The organism is Streptosporangium sp. NPDC006930 (assembly GCF_040635605.1).
Classification (GTDB): Bacteria; Actinomycetota; Actinomycetes; order Streptosporangiales; family Streptosporangiaceae; genus Streptosporangium.
The window spans coordinates 242541-262329 of sequence record NZ_JBEYID010000012.1 but is presented as its reverse complement, the minus strand read 5'-3'; the positions used below and the strand labels follow the sequence as shown (position 1 = coordinate 262329).

General features: G+C 70.3%; 14 protein-coding genes. 10 read left to right on the top strand and 4 right to left on the bottom strand.

Going from position 1 to position 19789, the window contains the following annotated elements; all coding sequences use genetic code 11:
- Nucleotides 1-280 precede the first annotated feature (280 nt).
- Nucleotides 281-1138 carry an alpha/beta hydrolase gene (locus ABZ664_RS22430; protein WP_362513004.1) on the top strand — a complete coding sequence of 286 codons (858 nt, stop codon included), beginning with the start codon at nucleotides 281-283 and terminating at the stop codon, nucleotides 1136-1138.
- 135 nt (nucleotides 1139-1273) lie between these two features.
- Here ABZ664_RS22430 and ABZ664_RS22425 read toward each other — a convergent pair whose 3' ends face one another.
- Nucleotides 1274-1915, bottom strand: a complete 642-nt coding sequence (locus tag ABZ664_RS22425) for a tetratricopeptide repeat protein (protein WP_362513002.1) — start codon at nucleotides 1913-1915, stop codon at nucleotides 1274-1276.
- A gap of 422 nt (nucleotides 1916-2337) precedes the next feature.
- Nucleotides 2338-2709 (bottom strand): hypothetical protein, encoded by a 372-nt coding sequence (locus tag ABZ664_RS22420; protein WP_362512999.1) that lies wholly within the window; start codon nucleotides 2707-2709, stop codon nucleotides 2338-2340.
- A gap of 553 nt (nucleotides 2710-3262) precedes the next feature.
- On the opposite strand from ABZ664_RS22420, the gene ABZ664_RS22415 reads away from it, so the two are divergent.
- Nucleotides 3263-6208, top strand: a complete 2946-nt coding sequence (locus ABZ664_RS22415) for a glycosyl hydrolase (protein WP_362512996.1) — start codon at nucleotides 3263-3265, stop codon at nucleotides 6206-6208.
- A gap of 6 nt (nucleotides 6209-6214) precedes the next feature.
- Here the strand turns inward: ABZ664_RS22415 and ABZ664_RS22410 are convergent, their stop codons facing one another.
- Nucleotides 6215-7111, bottom strand: coding sequence for a hypothetical protein (locus ABZ664_RS22410; protein WP_362512992.1), 897 nt, complete (start codon nucleotides 7109-7111; stop codon nucleotides 6215-6217).
- A gap of 317 nt (nucleotides 7112-7428) precedes the next feature.
- Here ABZ664_RS22410 and ABZ664_RS22405 point away from each other — a divergent pair, with 317 nt between their 5' ends.
- The 6 genes from ABZ664_RS22405 to ABZ664_RS22380 all read left to right on the top strand — a co-directional run bounded on the left by ABZ664_RS22405 (nucleotide 7429) and on the right by ABZ664_RS22380 (nucleotide 14064).
- A complete protein-coding gene (locus ABZ664_RS22405; RefSeq protein ID WP_362512989.1) occupies nucleotides 7429-8514 on the top strand; it encodes a hypothetical protein in 1086 nt (361 codons plus the stop codon).
- 250 nt (nucleotides 8515-8764) lie between these two features.
- Nucleotides 8765-9721, top strand: coding sequence for a TIGR03885 family FMN-dependent LLM class oxidoreductase (locus ABZ664_RS22400; RefSeq protein WP_362512986.1), 957 nt, complete (start codon nucleotides 8765-8767; stop codon nucleotides 9719-9721).
- Nucleotides 9722-10015: 294 nt separating this feature from the next.
- Nucleotides 10016-10486: an ATP-binding protein gene (locus tag ABZ664_RS22395; RefSeq protein ID WP_362512983.1), complete on the top strand. Its 471-nt coding sequence runs from the start codon at nucleotides 10016-10018 to the stop codon at nucleotides 10484-10486.
- Nucleotides 10487-10742: 256 nt separating this feature from the next.
- The gene (locus ABZ664_RS22390) at nucleotides 10743-12032 is read left to right on the top strand and encodes an MFS transporter (RefSeq protein ID WP_362512980.1); all 1290 of its coding nucleotides are present in this window, start codon (nucleotides 10743-10745) and stop codon (nucleotides 12030-12032) included.
- A 208-nt stretch (nucleotides 12033-12240) separates the two neighbouring features.
- Nucleotides 12241-13404: a M20 family metallopeptidase gene (locus tag ABZ664_RS22385; protein WP_362512977.1), complete on the top strand. Its 1164-nt coding sequence runs from the start codon at nucleotides 12241-12243 to the stop codon at nucleotides 13402-13404.
- Nucleotides 13405-13650: 246 nt separating this feature from the next.
- Nucleotides 13651-14064: a VOC family protein gene (locus tag ABZ664_RS22380; protein WP_362512974.1), complete on the top strand. Its 414-nt coding sequence runs from the start codon at nucleotides 13651-13653 to the stop codon at nucleotides 14062-14064.
- Nucleotides 14065-14386: 322 nt separating this feature from the next.
- Here the strand turns inward: ABZ664_RS22380 and ABZ664_RS22375 are convergent, their stop codons facing one another.
- On the bottom strand, nucleotides 14387-16225 hold the full coding sequence (locus ABZ664_RS22375) for an AAA family ATPase (protein WP_362512971.1): 1839 nt from the start codon (nucleotides 16223-16225) through the stop codon (nucleotides 14387-14389).
- 242 nt (nucleotides 16226-16467) lie between these two features.
- Between ABZ664_RS22375 and ABZ664_RS22370 the strand changes: the two genes are divergently transcribed.
- Both ABZ664_RS22370 and ABZ664_RS22365 read left to right on the top strand, forming a co-directional pair.
- On the top strand, nucleotides 16468-16773 hold the full coding sequence (locus ABZ664_RS22370) for a trypco2 family protein (RefSeq protein WP_362512968.1): 306 nt from the start codon (nucleotides 16468-16470) through the stop codon (nucleotides 16771-16773).
- A gap of 14 nt (nucleotides 16774-16787) precedes the next feature.
- The coding region (locus tag ABZ664_RS22365) for a trypsin-like peptidase domain-containing protein (RefSeq protein WP_362512965.1) at nucleotides 16788-19789 on the top strand (3002 nt) is incomplete at its 3' end.

Below are 19789 nucleotides of genomic sequence, written 5' to 3'. Positions count from 1 at the left end.
GGTGATCGAGACGGTGCCAGGGGTCGGGTACAAGCTGTGAACGCTCCGGCAGGTGGGGGAGAGGAACGCCCGACGGCGTGGTGTCCCCCATGGGGGAAGTGGGGAGGACGGTGGCGGTGGTGCGGTCCGGCACGCGCCGCCAACCCGGGGTGGCCCGCCACAGGAGGAGACACTCTTGCGCTGCGACTGTGCGGGTGGGGATGTCGAGAACGCATCCGTGGCTCCGATTCTCTGTGATCAGCGAAGCGAGACGGCCGACGATTTTCGAGGAGAGGCGACCATGCAGCCCGTCAAGACGAACACCCTGAAGGTTCCCGGCGCGACCCTTCACTACGAGATCCGCGGCTCGGGGCCGACCCTGTTGCTGATCTGCGGCGGGGTTTACGACGCCGCCGGATACGCGGGTCTGGCCCAGCGGCTCGCCGACCGCTACACGGTGGTGACCTACGATCGGCGCGGCAACTCGCGCAGCCCTCTGGACGGGCCGCCCGAGTCGCAGAGCATCGAGACGCACGCCGACGACGCGCACCGCCTGCTGGTGGAGGTGGGTGTCACCGCCGACGAGCCCGCGTACGTCTTCGGCAACAGCTCCGGTGCGATCATCGGCCTGGAGTTGGCCACCCGCCACCCCGAGCAGGTGCGCACCCTCGTCTCCCACGAGCCGCCGCTGTTCGAGTTGCTGCCCGACCGCGACCGCTGGCGCGATGTCATCCGGGACGTGGAGGAGGCGTTCGCCAAGGAGGGGACCGGAGCCGCGATGCAGGCCTTCGCCACCGGGTTCGACAGGACCGGCAGAGAGCACGAGGAGGCGGCCGGCCAGAGAGAGCAGGAGAAGCCCACTCCCGAGGTGGCGGAGACGATGGCGCGGATGGAGAAGAACATGGAGTTCTTCATCGGCTACGAGGTGCCGCCGTTCGTGAGATACATCCCCGACGCCGACGCGCTGCGGGCCTCCTCGGCGCGCGTCGTGATGGTGGCGGGCGAAGCCTCGGAGGGGCAGCCGCCCTACCGGGCCTCCTTCGTCGTCGCCGAGCAGATCGGGGGGACGCACGTGATGTTCCCCGGTGACCACGGAGCCTTCGGCAGCCTGCACGAGGAGTTCGCCGCAAAGCTCGACGAGGTGCTCTCGCGCTCCTGAGAGAACGCGGCCGACGGCCGTCTCCTGATGACCCGGCTCAGGAGGCGGCCGTGACCGGACCGGCCGGCCCCGCCCGCGCGCGGGCCGGCGCAGCATGGCGGTTGTGAGTCCCGCGCCCGGCAGAGGTGAGGTCGCCTACACTCGCGTGCGCGCTTCCTCGATCTGGCGCGCGATGTTCCTCGCACCACTGGCCTCGGCGAGGGCACTCGCCTCGTCGGCCAACGCGAGCGCGTCGTCACGGCGTCCTTCCGCGGCGGCGATGTAGATCAGCCCGACCATGTTCGCGGCGACGCCCGGCAGGAAGCCGAGCTCCCGGCGGAGCCGCACCGACTCCTCCAGTCGTTCCCGCGCCGTCTCCAGCCGTCCGGCGGCGTGCTCCGCGGTGCCCAGGTGCCGAAGGGCGTACGACATCAGCAGCTTGTCGCCGACCTGCACCGCGAGCTCGTGCGATCGTTCGAAAAACGGAACCGCGGTGTCGTCGTTCCTGCGGACGACCTGGTGGAAGATGCCGATCCAGAACAGCGACTCACCCTCGCCGCGCAGGTCGCCGAGCGTCCGGTAGAGCTCCGTCGCCCGTTCGAACAGCGCCAGCTCCTGCGGATCCTCGTCACCGTCCTCGAAGAAACGCGCGTGCATGATCCGGCCACGGGCCAGGGCCAGACCGGCCTCGACCGCGTTCAGCTCCCGGTCGGCCACCTCAAGCACCCCGGCCTCACCGTCGAAGACCGCGCGTTCGTAAAGCAACCTGGCCCGTTCGAGCCTTTCTTCCGCACTCATCCGCTCAACCCCGTCTATTCCGGATCTGCCCACCGCGCCGAACACCGTACGCGGCAGATGAGGTGTGACACCAGCTTTCCTGCTGCCGTTCGGCGCGCTGAGTCTCCACTGGTTCGGAGCGAGGGCGATCCCTGGGGCAGGGTTCTTCGCGGGACGGTTCTGGGAGAACGCGAAACGGCTCCGGTCGGACCTTTTCTGGTCTGGCCGGAGCCGGTGTTTCCCTGGGGACGCTGATCAGGGGAAGGTGATCAGACGGTGGTGATCGCGGGGACGGCGATCACCGGGGGAGATGGGCGGGGCGGTGGCGACAACGAGGACGGTGGTCGCCGTGGTGGCCCGGGCGCTGTGTCACAGGGGGGCTGTGTCACAGGGGGAAGGTGTCGCAGTGGGCCAGGGGGATGGCGGGTGTCGCGGAGCGGTGATCAGCTGACGTTGGCGCAGATCGCGTAGACGCTGATGCCCACGTCGTTGTAGCCGATCTGGCGACCGAGCCCGATCCAACCGTTGCCGTCGTCGGTGGGGAAGGAGCCCACCAGTATGGCCCCGTTGCCCTGCGCCTCGGCGCCGCCGCCGATGGCCTTCTTCCCGCCGGGGCAGTGGACCACGCGGCGCTGGAAGTTGGGCACGTTGGCGTTCGGCAGCTTGACGATCTGGTAGCCGCTGAAGGCGACGGCGGCGGGAGCATCGGGGACGGTGGGCACGGAGGCCGTGGCCGGAGCGGCGGCGGTAATCGTGGTCAGACCCGCGACGACGGCGGCGCTCAGCGCGGCGGTCATGAGCTTCCTGCTTCGCATGATGTCTCCTGGGGCAGAGGGTGCCTGTGTGCTCACTGACAGTAATTCTTCATTACTCTCTGTGTCCAGCCCTGTTTTTGTCGCCGTCTCGCCAGTTGCGTCCGTCCTGGTGATCAGGCATGTGCGGGCGTGGGGGTGAGGACGTTCCAGGTGAAGGGTTCGCGCCGCCAAGGGGGTGGCCGACGGTGAACGGGGAGGGGTTTCCTCGGAGGTCGACCGGCGACGGGCGGGAGGGGGTGGGCGCCGTCAGGGGCCGGCCGACGTTGAGCGTCGGTCGGTTATGAGAGCGCTCTCAGATCAGGGTAGGGCCATTTCTTGATCGTCGACCAGAGGGGCGATGTGGTAGACGGGTGGATAAAAAGATGGCGATGCGCAGTAGAACGCCCTATTTTTCTGGGCTTACGCCCTCCCGCCTGCACCTCTACGCTTTACCTATTCGTTACCAACGCGAAACATTGACTGACGTGACGCATCCCGTTACTTTTCGGTGAGAGAGCGCTCTCTCGTATCGGTCAGCTTCAGAGCCCGATTCCTCTCCCCGGAGGCACCCCCTATGGATCCCTCGATCCGGACCACGGGTCCGGACAGTGCGCACCCCCGCGAAGGACGACTCGCCCGGTCGGCGGCCCGCCTCAGGACCCGCCGTCGCCGCCTCGCCGCCGGTGTGGTCGTCGCGATGGTGGCCGGGCTGCTCGGCCTCGGCGCCGCCCGCTCCGCGGAAGCCGCCACGGTCGGCGCCGGCAGCTACGCCGACACCCTCCCCGCAGGACGCTCGCTGCCGACCGGCTGCGGCTCCATCTCCACCAACCCCCGCCAGTGGGTGACGTCCAACGCCCCCGCGGGGGCCGTGCCCACCAACGACTGGTGGTCGTCGATCCTCTACAAGAAGACCGACTGCGCGTACGGTGAGCCGCTCCACGCGCACCCGATCTCGTACGACACCTTCGGCAACGGCCTCGGCTTCTCCTACAACACCACCCCCGCCATCAGCGGCACCGCGACCGGCGTCGGCGAGTACCACTACCCCTACGTCGAGAACATCCGCGTCGGCGTCGCGGGCCTGAACTCGCCGGACGTCAAGGTCGACGGCTGGAGCGACTGGACCGTCACCCCGTACTGGAGCGGCGGGGGCCGGACGATGAAGGCCACCATCGGCCACGGCCTGCCGTTCGCGTACTTCCAGATCACCGGCGGCAACGCGCAGATCACCGCCGCGGGCACCCCCACGGTGTGGTCCAACAGCGGCGCCACCATCGGCTTCACCGTCGGCGGCCGTGACTACGTCGCCTACGCGCCGACCGGAGCGACCTGGTCGGTGAGCGGCACCACGATCAGCTCCTCTTTGGCGGGCAAGGACTTCTTCTCCGTGGCGGCGCTCCCCGCGGGCGGCGACCGCGCGGCGCTGGCGAGCACCTACGGCCAGTACGCGCACGCGCACGTCACCGGCACCCGTGTCTCGTACGCCTACAACCAGTCCGCGAGCACGCTGACCACGACGTACGCCTTCACCACCACGGCGAGGCAGGGCAGCCAGACCGGCACGGTCATCGCGCTCTACCCGCACCAGTGGAACTACCTGACCGGCTCGACGCCGCTGGCGCAGACGTACGTGTCGGCACGCGGGCCGATGAAGATCGTCACCGGTACGCAGTTCAGGACGACGATGAAGTACACCGGCGTCCTGCCCGAGGTCCCCGCGGTGGCCGACAGCTCGGGGGCGGACCTCACCACGGTCACCAACCAGCTCAACGCCGAACTCGGCAACCCGATGGACATCCGGGGCGACGACACCTACTGGACGGGCAAGGGCCTGGGCCGGGCCGCCCGCATCGCGGAGATCGCCGACCAGCTCAACCTGACGTCGGTGCGCACCGCCGCGCTGAACGCGATCCGCACCCGCCTCAACGACTGGTTCACCGCCTCACCGGGCAAGACGACCAGGGTCTTCTACTACAACCAGAACTGGGGGACCCTGCTCGGCTACCCGGCCTCCTACGGCTCCGACCTGGAGCTCAACGACCACCACTTCCACTACGGCTACTACATCGCCGCCGCCGCGACCCTCGCCAAGTTCGACCCCAACTGGGCGAAGGCGAGCCAGTACGGCGGCATGGTGGACCTGCTGATCCGCGACGCCAACAACTACGACCGGTCCGACACCCGCTTCCCGTACCTGCGCGACTTCGACATCTACGCGGGCCACGACTGGGCGGCAGGGCACGGCGCGTTCGGCTCGGGCAACAACCAGGAGTCGTCGTCGGAGGGCCAGAACTTCGCCAACGCCCTCATCCAGTGGGGACAGGCCACCGGCAACACCGCCGTCCGCGACGCGGGCATCTTCATCTACACGACCCAGGCCGCGGCGATCCAGGAGTACTGGTTCGACGTGCGCGACCAGAACTTTCCCGCCGCCTTCGGCCACAGCACGGTCGGTATGGTCTGGGGCAGCGGCGGCGCGTACGCCACCTGGTTCAGCGCCGAGCCGGAGATGATCCAGGGCATCAACATGCTCCCGATCACCGGCGGTCACTTCTACCTGGGCGACAACCCCGCCTACGTGAACACCAACTACGCCGAACTGGTACGCAACAACGGCGGACCGCCCACGGTGTGGCAGGACATCATCTGGCAGTTCCAGGCGCTGGGCAACGGTGACGCGGCCCTGGCGAACCTGCGCGCCGCCGGAGGCTACACCCCCGAGGAGGGGGAGAGCAGGGCGCACACCTTCCACTGGATCCGCAACCTGGCCGCCCTCGGCACGGTGGACAACTCCGTCACCGCCAACCACCCGCTGGCGAAGGTGTTCAGCAAGAACGGGGCACGCACCTACGTCGCGTCCAACATCACCGGTAGCCCGCTCACGGTGACCTTCTCCAACGGCACCGTGCTCAACGTCCCGGCGGGCAAGACGGCGACCTCCGGCGCCTTCACCTGGAGCGGCGGCAACGCGGGGGGTGGCACCACGAACCCCGACCCGACCCCCACGCCGACCCCCACTCCGACGCCGACCCCCACCCCGACCCCGGGTGTCTTCGCCGCGACGCGCTACCTGCAGAGCGGCGGAGGGCTGACGGGCACGACCGGTACGGCGGGCAGCGTCACGCTGGCCGCCGCGAACGGCAACCACGACGGCGTCCCGACCAACGCCCAGGTCTTCACGGCGACCGGTCTCACCGCCAACCGCAACGGCGGCACCACCGCGTTCGACCTCTTCCTGGACTCGGGCACCTCGATCGCGAACGGCACCCAGGTCAGGGTCTCCTACGACCTGACCGGCGACGGGAGCTGGGACAGGGTGGAGACCTACGCCTACTTCGCGACCGACCCGGTGACCGGCTGGGAGCACTACACGCAGGCGGCCGGCCCGCAGTCCTCCTCTGGCACGCTCGGCAACCTGTCGAACGGCCGGGTGAGGGTCGAGGTCTGGAACGCCATCGGCAACAACACCGTCAGCCTCGGTGTCGGTAACCGGTCCTTCGTACGGCTGCCGTTCGGCTGATCCCCCTCAGCCGATCCGCGACGGGACGGCCGGGAGCGTGAGCCCCCGGCCGTCCTCGCTTTCCGCGAGTGAGCTCGGCAGGCCGATCGCGTTCGAGGGCGGAATGACGCCCGACTCCAGGACGGCCGTGGTCAGCGGGTGGAGCAGCAGGGCGAGCTCGGAGGTGCGCTCGTCTCCCAGGGCGCGCCACGGGGTGGCCGCCGCCTCGTCGGTGAGCCGCTCGATTCGCCCGCGCTCCCGTGCGCCCTCGGCCGTCAGAAGGCCGGAGTCGTCGACCCACCCGCGCTCGCGCAGGGCGGCGGCACCGGCCTCCCACTCCTCGTCGTCCCAGTGCCGTCCCAGACGCAGCTGCTCCAGGTCCGTCTCGCCCGCCGCGACCTTGAGCAGGTGGGCCTGGACGGGGGAGACGCCGTGGGCGACGAGGGCGGCCACGTGCCCGTCGCCCCGGTGCTCGCGCAGCGTGGTCGCGGCCTGCCAGAGCAGCAGGTGCGGTTCGTCGGGCGCGGGCAGCGCCTGGTTGGCCGCGCCGAGCACCCGACCGGCGGTGTCGGCGAGCCCTGCGGCCTCCCAGGCGAGGTCGGCCGCCGCGCGCATGTCGTCCGATCCGATCACCTTGTCGGTGAGCGCGTTCCGCAGCGCCGCTCCCGCCCCGTCGAGCCTGGCGCGCAGCACGTCGCCGGGGGTCGCGAACGTCCACGCGTCGGGGAGCGCCCTGGCGACCCTCACGGGGTGGAAACCGTGGAAGGCCGCCGTGACGACGCCGGGGCCGACCGGCCCGAGGGGCGCCGCCCTGGACGCGAAGTAGCCCATCCAGAAACCGCGCATGCCGACCGCGTCGGACGCCGCCAGAGCCTCGGGGGCGAAGTAGGTGACGGCGTGCAGGGGCTCAAGTAACTGCCACATGACACGCGGAACGTTCGGTTCGAGCTCCGGCACGGTCTCACACCCCGTCTCGTGGATCCTGGCGGATCGGCTGTGCGTTGTTCATACGGTACTCGCAGGAACGACCGGGTGATCTCCTGGGAAGAAGACCGCCATCTGGTCCGGACCCTGACCTGATCTGGGGAGACGAAGTCATCTCACCCGTCAGGTTGGGTCTTTTCAAGGGGGGACGGGCGGGTTATCAAGAGCTCAGGACGAACTGTGATTCCAGACATTTCCACTCACTGGTTCCTCGGTCGCGTCCGATCGCCCAACCCCCCAAGCCGATGGAGTACGGCATGCTGCAGTTACGAAGAGTCATGTTCCAAATCCTGTGTGTCATCGCGATGCTCGCCGCGAGCGTCACCGCGGCGGCCACGGGCGCGCAGGCCGCCGTTCCCAACCGGTGGGGTTTCGCGGTGGTCGACGTGACCTCCGGCGTCCCCGACATCAACCACCAGGCGGGCAGCTGGGCGCCGGGCTTCAACGTCACGGTCACCCCCGGCGTGGTCGGGCAGACGTACGTGAGGTTCCCGCAGCTCGCGATCAACGGCGGCGTCGTCCACGTCACGGCGATCTCCCAGAACGCCTACTGGTGCCAGGTACAGAAATGGGGCCCCTCGGGACCCGACCTGATGGTGGCGGTGCAGTGCTACCGGTACGGAGGGGCTCAGGTCTTCACCCCGTACAGCATCGTCTTCGAGCAGAGCACCGGCACCCTGCCCGCACCGCAGGCGTTCGGTTACGTGCACCACAACGGCGCCGGCATCGCCGACCAGTTCAACTCGGCCGGTGGCGTGAACACCGTCGCCGGGGGTGCGGGCGTCTGGACGGTCAACCTGCCGGGCCTCGGCTCGGCGAGTGCCGCGGGAAACCTCCAGGTCACCGCGGTGAACTCCAGCCAGCCCGCCCGCTGCAAGGTCGGCGCCTGGTCTCCCGGCGTGGGCGCGCAGGCGGTCCAGGTGCGCTGCCACAACGCGACGAACGCGCCGCTCAACACCGGATGGACCCTCACCTACCAGCGTGAACGCGCCATCACCGGCGCGGCGATCCCGCCGAAGAACTTCGCCTACACCTTCGACACCAACCCGGCCAACCCCGGCCCGTACGCGCCGACGCCCGCGGGCCTGAACTACAACTCCCAGGGGGCCACGAACACGATCCAGAGCTCGGGACTCGGTCTGCGTCTGGTCACCTTCCCGAAGGTCGGGCTCCTGCAGGACCAGGTCCAGGTCACCGCGTACGGGCCGGGCCCCGAGTTCTGCAACTTGCAGACCCTCTGGAGTACCTTCTCCGGCACCGCGATCGTGCGTAACGTCGCCTGCTACGACGCGGCCACCCGCGTCGACCGGCTCTCGTTCGTCACCTACACGTCGGCCTACTGAGGCCTCCTGAGGGGCCTGCTGAGGACCGGGTGAGACTCGGGTAAGAGCTGAGCGCGGTGCCGTCCGTGACCTCGGGCGGTACCGCGCTTCCCGTCCGGCCCGTTCACTCGTACGGGCCCGGCCCGGCCACCCGTCCGAGCAGGCCACCTGTCGGGATCCGGTCCGGCCACTCATTCGAGAGGGGCACCTGTACGGCCAGGTCGGGGGCGTGTGCCCGAATGGACGGCCTTCTCCCGGGTAGCCGGAGGCGATGACGACTTATGGCTTCCATTCCTCACACGAGCAGATCCATCCGGCAGAGCTTCTGAAAGCCGTCACCCAGGCCGAGCAGGCGGGGTTCGGGGCGGCGATGTCGTCGGACCACTTCTCCCCGTGGAGCGAGCGACAGGGGCAGTCGGGGTTCGCCTGGTCCTGGCTGGGCGCGGCGCTTCAGGCGACGAACCTGCCGTTCGGCGTTGTGAACGCCCCCGGCCAGCGCTACCACCCCGCGATCATCGCCCAGGCGATCGGCACCCTCGGGGCGATGTTCCCCGAGCGCTTCTGGGCCGCCCTCGGCACGGGTGAGGCGAGCAACGAGCACATCACCGGTGACCGCTGGCCGCGCAAGGAGCTTCGCACGCGGCGACTGCGGGAGTGCGTCGACATCATCAGGGCGATGCTGGCGGGGGAGGAGGTGAGCCACGACGGCCTGGTGACCGTCGACCGCGCCCGGCTGTGGACCCGGCCCCAGGTCCCGCCGAAGCTCGTCGGCGCGGCGGTGAGCGTCGACACGGCCCGCTGGTGCGCGGAGTGGGCCGACGGTCTGATCACCGTGGGAGGGCCGGTCGACCACCTGCGCGAGGTCATCGGCGCCTACCGGGACGCCGGAGGTAAGGGGAAGGTGGCGCTCCAGGTTCACCTCAGCTGGGCCGAGAGTGACGACGAGGCGATGGCCATCGCCCACCACCAGTGGCGGAGCAATGTCTTCTCCCCGCCGGTCAGCTGGGACCTCGACACCCCCGAACTCTTCGACGTGGTCTCCGCGGACGTCTCGTCCGAGCAGATCGCCGAGGTCGTCAACGTCTCGTCCGACCTGGGCTGGCACGCCGCCAGGATCAACGAGTACGCCGACCTGGGCTTCGAGGAGATCTATCTGCACCACGTGGGCCAGGAGCAGGCTCCCTTCATCGACGCCTTCGGCGCGAAGGTCCTTCCCCAGCTGCGCTGACGTGGTCGCGGCCCTTCCAGGCGCGGTGGTCCCGGGGTGGGCGGGAGACGAGGGCACGGGCGGGTTCACGGAAGGCGGGGAATCCGCCCAGGTGGTGTGGCGTGGTGTCCCGGAAGGGGCAGTGATGGTGCCGGCTGGGGTCTGTGACCTCATCCTCCCCAAACGTCACGAAACGAACTGGCTTATCGTCACTCTTACGACATCTAATAGAAACAAGTAAGGAGGAATCAATTCCCAGACGTGACCGGATGTTCTACATTTGTCATGGGAGCGCTCCCATCAGAAGGAGGCGCAGTGTCTCTCCAGCACAACTCATCCGCGGCGGCCCTCGAGGTCGCCCACGAGTACGTAGGCGAGTGCCTGCTGCCCGCCGTCCCCGCGAGCGTGCGCGACGCCCGCTCGCTGGTTCGCCGAGAGCTCTCCCTGTGGGGCGCTGACGATCTCATAGACGACTGCACGCTGATCGTGAGCGAGCTGGTCACCAACGCCGTCAGGTACGGTGGTGCCGCGTGCGCGCTGCGAATCCGAGGTGGCGAGAACCTCGTCCGCGGTGAGCTCTTCGACCCCGGGGCGGGAGTTCCCCGCATGTGTGCCCGCGACATGGACGCCACCAGCGGCCGGGGCCTCCAGATCGTCGACTCCCTCGCCGACGACTGGGGCGTCGCCCATCCCGCCACCGGGGGAAAGATCGTCTGGTTCGTCCTATGCCTTCCCACCTCCCCCCGCTCGCATTCTGCCGTCGCCCCGGTCCTGCAGCTCAAGTAGGCGCCACGCGCCCCAAACCGCCCGGCCGCCCGGGGAACGCGCGGCTCGGGAGCACGATCGTCCGCCGGGGGTGAGAGGCCCACGCCCAAGACAGCCGTCCGCCAGGTGTGAGGGGTCAGCCGCCCAAGGCCGCGCGGCCGTCCGGCCCTCCTGATGGCCTGGTGTTTTCGCACGTCGGGGGTGGATGTCCCGCGGTGCCGGCGCGCCCCGTAGTGTGCGGGACGGTCAGCCCCCCAGGGAGAGAAACGCATCACCCATGACGACGTACGACCACACCCGCCGCGCCTGCTACACCGGATATGTCACCCAGGCCATCGTCAACAACCTGGCCCCCCTGTTGTTCATCGTGTTCCAGACCCGCTACCAGTTGCCGCTGGAGATGCTCGGGCGCCTGGTACTGCTCAACTTCGCCACCCAGCTGGTCACCGACATCGTGGCCGTGAAGTTCGTGGACCGGACCGGTTACCGCGTCCCGCTGGTGCTGGCCCACATCCTGTCGGCGCTGGGACTGATGCTGCTCGCGGTGGCCCCGGTCATGTCGCCCTCCCCGTACCTGGGACTGTGCGTCGCGATCATCGTCTACGCCGTCGGCGGCGGCCTGCTGGAGGTGCTCGTCAGCCCGGTCGTGGACGCGCTGCCCAGTCCGCAGGAGGGTAAGGCCGCGGCGATGAGCCTGCTGCACTCCTTCTACTGCTGGGGACAGGTAGCGGTGGTGGCGGGCAGCACGCTGCTGCTGGCCTGGATCGGCCAGGACGCCTGGCAGGTCCTGCCCGTCGCCTGGGCGCTGGTCCCGCTGGTCAACATGGTGGCGTTCCTGAGGGTGCCGCTGCCCGCGACCGTACCCGACGAGCACCGCACCTCCCTGCGGGCGCTCTTCGGGGCCCCCGCCTTCGCCGCCGCCCTCGTGCTGATGCTCAGCGCGGGCGCGGCCGAGCTGACCATGTCGCAGTGGTCCTCCCTCTTCGCCGAGGAAGGGCTGGGGGTCTCCAAGGTGTGGGGCGACCTGGCGGGTCCGTGCCTGTTCGCGGTCCTGATGGGGATCGGCCGCATCGTCTACGGCCTGTGGGGTGAGAAGATCCCGCTGGTTCCCGCGATGGCCGCGTGCGGCGCGCTGGCGACCGTCTGCTACCTCGTCGTCTGCCTGTCCTCCAACCCGGTGGTCAGCCTCATCGGCTGCGCGGTGTGCGGCCTCGCCGTCAGCCTCCTGTGGCCGGGCACCTTCAGCCTCGCCGCGGCCCGCTTCCCCCTCGGCGGCGCCGCGATGTTCGGCGTGCTCGCCGTCTTCGGGGACGCCGGTGGCGCGGTCGGCCCCTGGATCGCCGGAGCCGCCGCGGACGCCTCCGCCGCCGCCGACGGGTTTCTCGCCACCCTGTCGGCCGCGCTCCCCGACGACGGCGGCTCCGGTCTGCGCACCGGCATCCTCGTCGCCGCCGTCTTCCCGATCGCCGTTGTCACCCTCACCCTCGCGTACGCCGTCCGGGGGAAGGGCGCGGGCACGATGACGGGCGAGGCGCCCGGTGAGGTGGAGCGACCGGTCGGCGGGTGAGCCGGAGGGGATAGATCGATCGGCGGGTGAGCCGGAGGGGATATTCGGGCATGACATTTCCTTGGGAACGGCCCCGCCTCACCCAAGCACCACGAGAACGGCACCACGCACAGCAGAGGGAGATCCATGATCGGCACCCATGTCCGCGCGCTCGCACAGGAGGGCGCGTGAGGGTCGGCCACGACGCCCCCCGGCCCGGGGAGGGGCGATGAACGAGGTTCGTGAGCGGCTCCGTGCCGCCCTCCACGCCGAAATGCCCGCCGCCTTCCAGCTACGGCGGGAACTGCACGCCGAGCCGTGTGTCTCGGGAAAGGAGGAGCCGACCCTCAAGCGTGTGCTGGACGCGCTGCCCGAGGGCAGCGCGATGGAGCGGGTGGCCGTGACCGGCGCGCTCCTGCGGGTCGGCGGCGAGGGACTCGCCGTCGGGGTACGTGGAGAGCTGGACGCCCTGCCGATCCCCGAGGAGACGAACGTTCCCTGGGCCTCGCGCAACGGCGCGATGCACGCCTGCGGCCACGACGTGCACCTCGCGGCCCTGGTCGCGCTGACCAGGGCGGTCGACAGGGTACGGGCGCCGGCGCCGATGGTCGCGGTGCTGCAGCCGCGTGAGGAGACCCCTCCCTCCGGTGCCAGGGACATCGTCGAGTCGGGCGCGCTGCGCAGGAACCAGGTCGGCGCGATGATCGCGGCACACGTCCAGCCGGTGCTCGGCGCGGGTGAGACGGCCTGCACCCCCGGCGCGGTCAACGCCTCCTCCGACGAGTTCGCCGTCGTCGTCCGCGGGCAGGGCGGACACGCGGCCTACCCCCACCTGTCGAGTGATTCGGTTCTCGCGCTCGCCCAGATCATCGTGGCCGCGCAGCAGCTCGTGAGCCGCGACGCCGACCCGATGACGCCGACCGTGGTCACCTTCGGGACCGTGTCGGCGGGCAACGCCCCCAACGCGATCCCGGGACAGGCCGCGGCGCGCGGCACCCTTCGTACGATGTCGGAGCCCTGGCGTCGGCAGCTGCACCACCGCTTCCGCGAGGTCGTCGAGGGGGTCGCCCGTGTCCACGGCTGCGAGGCGGAGGTACGGATCGCGAACGGGGAGCCGGTGCTCGTCAACGACGCCCGGCTCGCCGAGGAGACCGGCCGCATCCTCGTTGAGGTCGCCCACCACATGCCGGCGACGCTGCGCTCCTGCGGCGCCGACGACTTCGCCCACTTCGCGTCGGTCGTGCCGTCGCTGATGCTGTTCGTGGGCACCGACACGACTGCGGGGCTGCACAGCCCGTACTTCCTGCCCGGAGACGAGACCGTGACGGCGGTCGCCGAGAGCCTGCTCGCCGCCTACCTCGCCGCCGCGCGGGTGATCGGCGCGGACACCTGAGCGGGCGTTCCGGGCGTGGGGTCTGAGGTCGGCGGCGGTTGACAGCCGCCACACGGGCCTGTAGAAAACCGAATGGTTATAGAACGAATAGGTTATCGAAGGGTGGGCGCCGACCGGCTCGACTCATGTTCGCGGGACTCGCCGGCCTGAGAAGGCGGGCGAGGTCGCGGCGACAGGGCCGGTCGTGCCGTTGCCGCCGTGAGCCGCACCTCCGCAACAGGTGCCGCCGGCAGAAGGAGCGAACTCGTGAACTGGACCCTGGAAGTGGTCGTGGTCCCGGTCAGTGACATCGACCGTGCCAAGGACTTCTACGCGGAGAAGCTCGGCTTCACGGTGGACCACGACACCCGGATCGACGGCGGACCCCAACTCGTCCAGCTCACTCCTCCGGGGTCCGGCTGCTCGATCGTCCTGGGGAAGGGGTTCGTCGCCATGGAGCCGGGCTCGCTCCAGGGCCCGCAACTGGTGGTCTCGGACGTCCACGCGGCCCGTGCGCACCTCGTCGAGCGAGGCGTAGAGGTGAGCGAGGTCCAGGTGCTGGGCCCGTCGGGCGCCCGCCCGAGCCGTGAGGGGGACGACCTCGACAACGTGGGATTCGTCTTCTTCAAGGACCCGGACGGCAACGGCTGGGCCGTGCAGCAGATAACCTCCCGCGGCTGATCGTTCCACGGCCGCGGGAGCGCTCGTCCGGGCGTAAGGTCTCCACGAACCCCCGAAGTGTGGGATCCCGGTTCATCCGTCATCTGACGATGCCATGAGCTGAGCAGATGCTGATTGTCTCAGCCGGATGTCATCGCGATTTGTCTCAGGCTGATGTCATCCGGCTGAGGCTGGGGCTGTTTGCTTGTAAGTTCCGGCGGTAAATGGCCGGGATCTCCAGTGCTATTTGGCCGGACGTGATCTCGTGGCGGTACGAGTACGGCCCCGCCGTGGCGGGGCCGGGGTTGTCGATGTGGTGGGTCGCGAGTTCGAGGCGGGAGCCTCACATGACGCCGATGATCAGGTTCTCACGGGCGGCTTCGACGACTTCCTTGGTCACGGTGCTCAGCTGGTTAATCTCCAGGACGCGTTCGATCTGGTCGACGAGGCGGGTGATGAGGCGGAAATTTCCGCTGGTGATGCGGGTGATGGCGGCGATGGCCTCGGTCGTGGCGAAATCGTCGCTCGCGCCAAGGCCCAGATGGGGCCATTTGCGGTCCAGGACGTGCGCCTGTTCGTCGGCGGAGAGGGGTTTGTAGTGGTGGATGAAGCCGACCCGGGAGTAGAGCTGGGGGTAGCGGGCCAGGCGCTTTTCGATGCCGGGCATGCCGATAAGGATCACACCGATGCCGGTGCGGTCATGATGATCGCGGAGCTGTTCGAGCCCAGCTGTTTTGAGCCGGTCGGCCTCGTCCACGATCAGGAGCTCGGCACCGGTGGAGCTGGTCTGAGGTGAAGAGTTGTCGCCGTTGCCCCGGCCGGTCTGCAGCATGAGGTCGACGGTGCGGCCGGGCCGGTCGCACAGCAGGGAGATCTCCTTGTCGAGCTTGTCCGGGGTGCTGTGGACCTTGGGGGTGTACATGACGGCACGGCCGGCCAGCACGTTGTCGGCCTCGGGCGCGGCGGCCGATCCCTGCCCGTTGAAGTGCGGGGCGAGCTGGTCCCAGCGGGTGTAGGCGCGGGCGGATTCGGTCTTGTCGACGCCCGGGCCGCCGTAGCACAGGCCGATGTAGCGTTTGCGGCGGACGGCTTCGGCGAACTCGCCGAACCTGCGGTGCTCCTTGGTCACCAGGAGCGGCGCGGGCGCCGGCTCGGATCGGTTCGCGGGAGCGGGGCCGGGCTCAGACGCGGGTGGGGGACGGTCGGTGGTGTACGCGCGCGCCGTGGAGTCGTCAGCGCTGGGCGGGGTCAGGGGGGCTTGGGCGGCGCGGCCGGTGCTGCCCTTGGGGGCGTAGCCGGGCAGGTGGGCCAGGCACATCTGGTTCATGGTCTCCATGAACCGTTCGATCTTGCCGTGGCCATGCGGCTGGCCCTTCTTGCTGAACACCGGCCGCACGCGCAGGTCGGCCATCACCTGTTCCAGATGGGCGGAGGTGAAATCCGGGCCGTGGTCGAGGCGGAAGATCTCGGGGATGCCGCACACGTGCCAGCCCGGTTCGGCCTTGCGCCAGATCGCCTGCCGGAAGGCCAGCGCGGTGGACAGCGCCGAGGGCGCCTCCAGGTTGACCGCGTACCCGGCGATCGCGTGGGAGTGGTCGTCCTCGATGGTGGTCAGCCACGGCCGGGCCGGTTGCCCCTTGGGGTCCAGCACCCACAGGTCCAGCTCGGTGTGGTCGGCCTGCCAGACCTGGTTCGGCTGGGACGCTTCCCTGCGATGCACCAGCTCATACACCTCCCGGTAGGGTTTGCTGCCCTCCACTCCGAGCGCCACCAGCGCCGGGTCGAGGTTGCGGACGATCTCGTGCACCGTGGAGTAGGCGGGGACCGGCCAGCCCTGCGCGGTGGCGACGCTGGCGGCCTGCCGGTGGATCACCGCCACACTCTGGCGGGGCGGCCGCAGCGCCAGGCCCTCGATCAGCAGCCGCAACGGCTCGGGCATCCGTGCTCGGCCGCGGTCCGAACGCGACCGGCGCACCAGCGCGGCCAGGCCGCTGGCCTGGTAGGCGGCGCGCCACCGGCGCAACGTCCGCTTGGGGACCCCGCAGGAGGCGGCGATGCGGGCCAGCGGGACATCGTCTTGGAGGTGGGGCCGCAGCAGCCGCCAGCGTTCGAGCGCCTGCAGGCGTTGCGCGTCGCTGAAGCCCGTCAACGGGGGGTCGCCGTCCGGTTCGGCTGCTTCCATGAACCGTCCCTCCCTGACCGCCTCACTGAGCTGGCCTCCTTCGGAGTGTGCTCGCTCCGCTCACGAAACTTGCCGACAGTTGGCTGATGGCGCCATGCGCGGTCGCTGCCAGCGCCGCCGTACCGGCGACCATCGTCATCTGGTGTCGGTTGTGGGGGGATCGGCGGGAAGTGCGGCGCCGCAGGCGTTCGGCGGCCTAAGATCGGGTTCCTGGCCGGGTCCCTGGTGCGGTGGGAGGGCGTGTGGCGGAGCTTGGGCTGCCGGAGGCGATCGAGCAGATCCGTCAGGAGCTGCGGGAGGCGATCGCCGCGGGCGCTGATGCGGACATCCAGTTCCCCGTCGGGGAGGTGACGCTGGAGTTCCAGGTCGGGGTGAAGAAGACCGGCGAGGGCAGCGGCAAGGTCAAGGTGTGGGTGCTGGAGGCCGGCGCCGGCGGCAAGATCGAGCACGACCGGGTGCAGAAGGTGACCGTCGTCTTGCAGCCGCCCGTCGATGCGCAGGGTGACCCGGTCAAGGTATCCCGTCACTCGTCCGCCAAGCCGGGCTAGCCAAGGGGGCAGCCGTGCTGGTGGCGATCCAGGACCGGTTCGTCGAGGTCATCGCCCAGCTCACCGTCAGCCGCGGCTCGGGGACCCGGACGGAGTGGCAGGTCGCCTCGGGTTTCATGATCGACGGCCGCCACGTTCTGACCTCGTTGCACGCCGTCGCCGACGGCGACATCGAAGTCCGGCGCGCCATCCCCTGGCCCGACGGCCCGAAGACGAGCTGGCGGGCGCGGGTGCTGCTGCGTGGAGATGTCGGGCACGCGGATCTGGCCGTGCTGGAGCTCACCGAGGACGCGCCGGCGGAGATCGGGCTGCTGCCAATGATCGGGTTCGCGCGCGTCGCCGATCGTACGGAGCGGCTGGAAGTGGTCGAGGACTGCGGCGCGGTGGGGTTCCCGCGTTTCCTGGAGCGCGGCCACGATGCGACGACGGTCCGCCAGGCCGCCCAGGTCAGCGGCCGGATCCCCATCTCGCAGCGGCCGGGGCCGGGCCTGCTCACCCTGCAGACCGGCCATCGCCCGGAGGGGCCGCCGCTGCCCTCGGCCGGCACGACGCTGGCCGGGTCGACCTGGTCGGGCATGTCCGGGGCAGCGGTGCTGGCCGGCGACCTGGTCGTTGGGGTGGTGTCGGAACACGCGCCGCGTCAGGGCGCCTCAGACCTGACCATCGTGCCGATCACCCTGATCGACACCCTCCCCGACCGTGACGCCTGGTGGGCGCTTCTCGGCACCGGCCCTGGCCGGCTGCGCACGTTGCCCGCAGCGAGCAGCGCCCTGGTGTGGGCCGACGGCTGTCCCTATCAGGGGCTGGCGCCGTTCGGCCCGGAGCAGGCGACGCTGTTCCACGGGCGGGGCCAGGCCACCGCCCGGCTGCAGGCGATGGCCACCACCGAGCGCCCGGACGGCGGTCTGATCATGGTGACCGGCGCCTCCGGGGCGGGCAAGTCGTCGCTGCTGCACGCCGGGCTGCTGCCCGCCCTGACCGCCACCGCCGACGATCCCAGCGGTTGCTCGTCGTGGCCGCAGGTGTGCTTCACCCCCTCTGAGCGGCCGTTGCAGGAGCTGGCCGTGCAGCTGGCGGTGCGGTGCGGCGCCGACCCCGATGTCGTGTTGGGCGAACTGCGTGCCGACCCGGCCCGGGCCAGGGCGCGGGCCCGGCAGGTGCTGGCAGCCGAGGCGATCCGCCGCCAGCAGGGCGGCTCCGGCCAGACCCCGCGGCGGCTGATCATGGTGGTGGACCAGTTCGAGGAGTTGTTCACCTCGTCGGTGCGCGGGCACGCCGAGGAGGCACCCGCGTTCGTGGCCGCGCTGGATGCGATCGCCACCCCAGCAGGACCGCCGGATCACGGCCGGGAGGCGGCCGGCCGGCCGGGTGAGGGGCGGCACGATCGGGAGCCGGCCGGGATCGTGGTGCTGGCGGTGCGCGGCGACTTCATCGACCGGTGCGCCGCCCACCCGGCGTTGGCGCGGGCGCTGGAGGAGCGGGCGTTCGTGCTGGGCCCGATGAGCGAGCCGGAACTGCGCCGGGCGATCACCGGACCGGCCGCGGCGGCCGGGCTGCGGGTCCAGGATGGCCTGGCCGAGCAGGTGGTACGCGACCTCATCGCGTACACCCGGGCCACCGCGGACGAGGCGCCGGGCGGCGGCTCGGTGGTGGGGGCGCTGCCGCTGCTGTCGATGGCGATGGTGCGCACCTGGCGCCACCGCCACGACGGGCAGCTGACCCTGCACGGCTACGACCGCTCCGGCGGCGTCGCCTCCGCCGTCCAAGACGCCGCCGAAGACGCCTACCTCAACCTGACCCCACGGCAGCAGCAGACCGCGCAAGGGGTGTTACTGGCGCTGACCCTCATCGGCGCCGACGGGCAGCCCGTGCGGCAGCGCGCGAGCGTCGGTGAGCTGGCCGCTCGCTGCGAGCCGGCCGAGCCGGAGGTGGCCCGCCAGATCGTGAGCGCCTTCACCCGTGCCCGGCTGATGGTGACCGGTGCCGCGTCCCCTGTCCCCGTATCCGCGCCCGCCGGCGCACCAGGTGTGTCCGGCTCGACCGCTGCGGGCAGCGGCGCTTCGTCCACGGCGGCGGGCGATCCTGCGGCGGAGCTCGCGGACCTGGCGGCGGCCGGCACCGTCGAACTCGCCCACGACGTCCTGCTGAGCGCCTGGCCACGCCTGCGCTCCTGGCTGGCCGAAGAGCAAGCCGATCGCATCCTGCACGGCGAGATCTGCCAGGACGCCACCGAATGGGCGCAGGCCGGCCAGGATGCGTCGTTCCTGTACCGCGGCACCCGGCTGGAAACGGCCCAGCATGCTGCGGCGGGCTGGCACGCCGACCTCGGCCGCCACCTCAGGCTGCCCGAGGCCGCCACCGCCTTCCTTAACGCCAGCACCCGGGCTGTCACCCGCACCCGGCGTCGCTGGCAGGCGCTGTTCTCCGTCCTGGCCGGGCTCCTGGTCATCTCCATCATCACCGCGATAGCCGCCGTGCGATTCGCCCAGGACGCCGACCAGCAGGCCACCGATGCCGAACGGCGACGACCGGCGGTGTCCAGCCAGTTGGCCGCCGACAGCCAATCCTTGCCCGGCGACCCGGTGACATCGGCACGCCTGGCAGCGGCGGCATGGGCGATCGCTTCGACCAGCGACGCCCGCACGAGCATGTACGCGGTGGTCAACCAGCCTGCACGAAGCGTCCTGAAAGGCCTCACCGGCCACACAGGCGCGGTGAACTCGGTGGCGTTCAGCCCGGACGGCAAGCACCTGGCCACCGCCGGTGACGACAAGACGGTACGGATCTGGGATGCGGACACTGGCGGCCTGATCCGCACCCTCACCAGTGACAGCCACAGGGTGAACTCGGTGGCGTTCAGCCCGAACCGTAAGCGCCTGGCCAGCTCAGGTTCTGCCGGGACGGTGCAGATCTGGGATACGGTCACCGGCGGCCTGATCCGCACCCTCACCGGCCACACCGACTGGGTGAACTCGGTGGCGTTCGACCCGGACGGCAAGCGCCTGGCCGTCGCCGG